Source organism: Nocardia salmonicida, from assembly GCF_036142455.1.
In the GTDB taxonomy this organism is placed as follows: Bacteria; Actinomycetota; Actinomycetes; order Mycobacteriales; family Mycobacteriaceae; genus Nocardia; species Nocardia salmonicida.
Map to the genome: position 1 here is coordinate 3,988,020 of NZ_CP108014.1, position 4,759 is coordinate 3,992,778.

General features: G+C 69.6%; 4 protein-coding genes. 1 reads left to right on the forward strand and 3 read right to left on the reverse strand.

The window, feature by feature from the left end:
• Positions 1-33: 33 nt before the first annotated feature.
• Positions 34-1,254, reverse strand: a complete 1,221-nt coding sequence (locus tag OHS03_RS18875) for an MFS transporter (RefSeq protein ID WP_328655873.1) — start codon at positions 1,252-1,254, stop codon at positions 34-36.
• A gap of 80 nt (positions 1,255-1,334) precedes the next feature.
• Here OHS03_RS18875 and OHS03_RS18880 point away from each other — a divergent pair, with 80 nt between their 5' ends.
• Positions 1,335-1,673: an ArsR/SmtB family transcription factor gene (locus OHS03_RS18880; RefSeq protein ID WP_328655875.1), complete on the forward strand. Its 339-nt coding sequence runs from the start codon at positions 1,335-1,337 to the stop codon at positions 1,671-1,673.
• 1 nt (position 1,674) lies between these two features.
• Here the strand turns inward: OHS03_RS18880 and OHS03_RS18885 are convergent, their stop codons facing one another.
• Positions 1,675-3,183, reverse strand: a complete 1,509-nt coding sequence (locus OHS03_RS18885) for a tetratricopeptide repeat protein (protein WP_328655878.1) — start codon at positions 3,181-3,183, stop codon at positions 1,675-1,677.
• A 46-nt stretch (positions 3,184-3,229) separates the two neighbouring features.
• Positions 3,230-4,561, reverse strand: coding sequence for a M16 family metallopeptidase (locus OHS03_RS18890; protein ID WP_328664301.1), 1,332 nt, complete (start codon positions 4,559-4,561; stop codon positions 3,230-3,232).
• Positions 4,562-4,759: the final 198 nt, after the last annotated feature.

Genomic DNA, 4,759 nt, shown 5'->3' on the forward strand with positions numbered 1-4,759 from the left:
CCGGTCCCGATTCCCTCGGGACCGGCCTGTGCTCTACGCCGATTTCGCGCCGGCCCGGATCCCGCGCAGACCCAACAGCGCGGCACCGACACAGGCCACCGAAACGATCACGATGAACCACGGGAACACCGTCGCGATCCCCCAGGTCGTCGCCGCCCAGCCCGCCGCCAACGTCGGCAACGCCATCGCGGAGTAGGCCAGCAGGTAGAAGGCCGACATCGTCTCGCCACGGCGATGCGGCGGAACGACTTCGGACAGATGGCGCAGCGATCCACCGAACCCGAGCCCGAAGGTGGCGCCGAGCACCAGTCCCGCGAGCACCACCACCGCGGGCTGTTTGGTGGCCAGCGCCGGGATGGTGGCCAGCAGCGCCGCCGCCATGCCGAGGTCGCCGATCACCGCGGCGCGGCGGGCCGGAACACGGGTGGCGAACAGCTGGACCACGGCGGCGACCAGCGCGGTGCCCGCGACGACGACGCCACCGAAGACCAGGTTGTGCATGCCGGTCTCGGCCGCGGCCAGCGACGGATACAGCGACAGCAGCACGCCGAGCACCGACCAGGCGGCCATCACGCCGATCGCGGAGAACCAGAAGTCGGCCTTGATCTCGTGCGGCACCGAGGGTTTCGCGATGGTGATGCGCGCCTTCACGCGGGTGGTGTGCGGTTCACGCAGGGCGAGGATGCCCGCTCCCGCGGCCAGACACACCACCGCGATCACCACATACGGGGTGCGCAGCGGCGACGGCGCGTACTGCGCGAGGACCGCGGTGCCCAGGACCGCGACCGCGATGCCGACATTGAACGCGACGCCACTGAGTTGCCCGGAACGCGCTCCACGCTCGGGCCGCAGATCCAGCAGTGCCGCGGCGCCCGCGACGACGGTGGCCCCGACGGCCGCCCCGTGTAATGCTCTGGCCAGCAACAGCATCGGCACCGAATCGGCGAGCAGGAACGCGACCAGCCCGAGAATCATGGTGGCGAAGGCGCCGATCATCACCGGCTTGCGGCCGACCACGTCGGAGATCCGGCCGGAGACCAGCACCGCGCCGAGCGCCGCGAAGGCGTACACGGCGAAGACCAGCGTGGTGGTCAGCGGCGACAGATGCCACTCGGTCTCATAGATCCCGTAGAGCGGAGCGGGCGCCCCGGAAACCCCGAGCGCCACCGCGCTCGCGGCCAGGACGAGCCCGTACGCCCAGCGCTGCCCGGCCTCGACCGGCACCATCGTTGTCGCTGCCACAGCAGTCCCCATCAGCAGAGTTTGATCATCATCGAACGAGCCTCACGCTACGCCGAGTATGATGAGTATCAAACCCGCGAGTGAGGTAAATCATGACACAGGCTAAAGATCTTTCCCCGGCGCCGACCATACCCGTCGCCGCGCTCCCCACCGTCCTCGGCGCCCTGCACGACCCCGTCCGCCTGGAAATGGTCCGTCGTCTGAGCAATGCCGCCGCCCCGATTCGCTGCGCGGCCCTCTACGACGCGATCAACAAATCCACCGCGACCCACCACTTCAAGATCCTGCGCGAGGCGGGCCTGATCGAGCGCCTGACCATCGACGGCCAGACCTACCAGAACCTGCGCACCGAGGCCGTCGAGCACGCCGTCCCCGGCCTGCTCGGCTCGATCGTCGACGCCGCGAACCGCGCCGGCACGCACTCGGCGTGAGCTAGCGCGGCTCCCCGCTACTCGGTAGCGGCCTGATCGGCGTCTGCAGCAATCGGCTCGGGATCGTGGGGAGCGGGCGACGCGTAGTCGTCGGCGTCGGCGGCACCACCACCGATTCCCGCCCGCGCACCTCTCCGCCGACGATCTCGCCGCCACCCCACCGCACCGCCAGGCCGGCCCCGGCCAGCAGCACCAGGACGCACAGCGCGAGCACCCCGATCCCCCAGGTGTGGCGGAACGCGCGCCGGTCGAGCCAGACCGTGATCCCGGCCTCGATCAGCAGGGTGACCAGCACGACGCCGAGCACCGCGACCAGCGCACCGAACACCGCGGGCTGCCGCGCCCACCCCCGCACGAACGCCGCGACGACAACCAACGGGACCACGAACATGCCGAGTACGACGATCTGGGTCAGTGTGAAGTCCAGACCGTCGTCGGGATCGGGATCATCGAGACCACGCCGCATCCACGCCGTGAACAGCAGCAGATGCCCGAAGGCGGCACCGAAGGCGCCGAGCACCAGCAGTACGCACCCCAGCCGTACCAGTCCGGCGAATTCCGACCGCGTCGCGATCGCACCCAGATCCACGAGCAAGCCCGATACCGCCACCGCGGCGAGCGCCAGCAGCACCCGTGGTCGTCGCGCCACCCTGGCCCGCAGATAACCCGGTGGTAGTTGCTTGCGCACCTTGCGAAACACCCCGTACCAGGCGAGTGGCAGGGCCGCGAACATCATCGGGGAGACCACTCGCAACACGATCGGCGGCGCCCACATCGCCACGGCCGCACAGCAACCCGCGAAAGCCCAGACCCACGCCGCCAGTCGGAGCAGTGCCCGCCAGTGCACTTCGGCGAGGAGCCGCCGCGCCGCGGTATCGGTCGGCGCGTCGGCCAGGAGGCCGCGCAGGGTCGCGATGGCGGCCTCGCGACCACCGTCGAAACCACCGATTTCGAATTCGGCTCGCGCCTGCATCCGCAGCAGGTCGACGTGCAGCGGGTCGATTGCCAGCCCGGCCGTGATGTGGCGCCGAACCCCGTCGAGGTCGACGAGCCGCTGGTAGGTCTCGGCCGCCGAACAGTGGACGAAGGCGTCGTCGGGCGCCAGCGCGACCGCGTCGACCACCGCCGCGCGCGCCCGGTCCGGGTCCTTGCGTGGGCCGTTGCTGTACAACCACGCCAGCAACAGCAGAGTTCCCGCATCGTGTGGCCGCAGGCGGGCGGCCGTGTGGCCGTGCTCCAGCGCGAGGTCCCACTCCTCGCGCATCGGGTAGGCCATCGCCACCAGCTGGTGCGCGCGGGCGAAATCGGGATCGGCGTGCAGCGCCTGTCCGGCGAAGCGCACGGTGTCGTCGAACTCGTCGAGGTCGTAGGCGATGTCCGCCAGCCCGACCAGCACGCGCGGGTCGTCGGGCGCGTCCGCCAGCGCCGTCCCGAGAATCCGCCGCGCCTCCTCGATCCGCCCGATCTCCTGGGCCACGCGCGCCCGCTCGAGCGCCACCTGCACCGGCATGACCGATCCCCTCCCCCCTGTCGTTCGGCTCCCCGAGCCGAATCGCTCAGCGCTCGACGAGCTTTCGCACCGAGGCGGGCAGGTCGCGGGTGCGCTGGTACGGCCCCGATACCGCCGCACCGTAGGGGCGGGCGAGCAGGGTGGCGGCGATGTCGCTGACTTCCTCGGTGGTCACGGCGTCGATGCGGGCCAGGGTGGCCGAGACGCTGCGGTGATTGCCGTAGCTGAGTTCGCTGCGGCCGATGCGGTTCATCCGCGATGCCGAGTCCTCGAGACCGAGTACCAGTCCGCCGCGCAAAGAGCCCTTGGCCCTGGCGCATTCGGCGTCGGTGACACCGTTGGCCGCGATGTCGTCGAGCACATCGCGCGCCAATGTCGTCACCTGGCCGAGGTTTTCGGGCTGGCAGCCCAGCGAGACCGAGAACGAGCCGGTGTCGGCGAAGGTGTCCACGCTCGAGTACACCGAGTACGCCAGGCCGCGTTCTTCCCGGATGCGTTGGAACAGACGCGAACTCAGGCCCCCGCCGACGATCGTGTTGAGGATCGACAGCGGCCAGCGCTGCTGGCCTTCGTGCCTGCCGAAAGCCCGCACGCCGAAGGCGAGGTGGGTCTGTTCACTGTCGCGATTGATCCTGATCAGTCCAGGGGCACTCTGGGCGCGGAACTTCCCCTCGCGACGCGGCGCGGGTTCGGCGGCGGTGTCGAGATGGGGTCCGAACGCGCGGTGCACCAGTTCCACGACGCGATCGTGAGAGACGTTGCCCGCCACCGCGACCACCATGCGCTCGGGTCGGTAGCGACGCTGGTGGAAGCCGCGCAGCTGTGCGGCCTGCATGTTCTCGATGGATTCGACGCTGCCGATCACCGGGCGGCCGATGGGGTGGTCGCCGAACATGGCGGTGAGGAAGGAATCGGCCACCAGGTCTTCGGGGTCGTCGTCGCGCATCGCGATCTCTTCCAGGACCACCTGGCGCTCCACGTCGACGTCGATCGCGCGGCACAACCCGTTGAGCACCACGTCGGAGACCAGGTCGACCGCCAGCGGCAGGTCCTCGTCGATGACGTGGGCGTAGTAGCAGGTCTGTTCCTTGGCGGTGAACGCATTGAGTTCGCCGCCGACCGCGTCCATGGACTGCGCGATGTCGAGGGCGGTGCGCGTCGGTGTCGCCTTGAACAGCAGGTGTTCGAGGAAGTGCGCGGCGCCTGCCACGGTGGGGCCTTCGTCGCGCGAACCGACGCCTACCCACACCCCGATGGAGGCCGAACGCACACCCGGCACGTGCTCGGTGACCACGCGCAGGCCACCGGGCAGCACGGTGCGGCGCACCCCACCATCGGTGGACACGGCGTCAGCGGATTCGGTACTCGACTCGGTCAACTTCGGCTCTGTCACCCGATCCTCGATAGCGGTGTCCTCATCTGGTTCGGTATCCGACTCGATGTGCTTCGACCTCGTCACCCGATCTCACCGGACGGCTGTTCTGGCATGGGTCCTCAACCTCTCGAACGGGAGCTGGCGACGTGCGCGTATTGCCTCATCGTGCAGGCAGCAGGCACGACGGCCGGCTCCTGGATT

Coding starts and splice junctions, on each gene's coding strand:
- OHS03_RS18875 (WP_328655873.1), bottom strand. CDS start 1,254: ATGGGGACTGCTGTGGCAGCGACAACGATGGTGCCGGTCGAGGCCGGG.
- OHS03_RS18885 (WP_328655878.1), bottom strand. CDS start 3,183: ATGCCGGTGCAGGTGGCGCTCGAGCGGGCGCGCGTGGCCCAGGAGATC.
- OHS03_RS18880 (WP_328655875.1), top strand. CDS start 1,335: ATGACACAGGCTAAAGATCTTTCCCCGGCGCCGACCATACCCGTCGCC.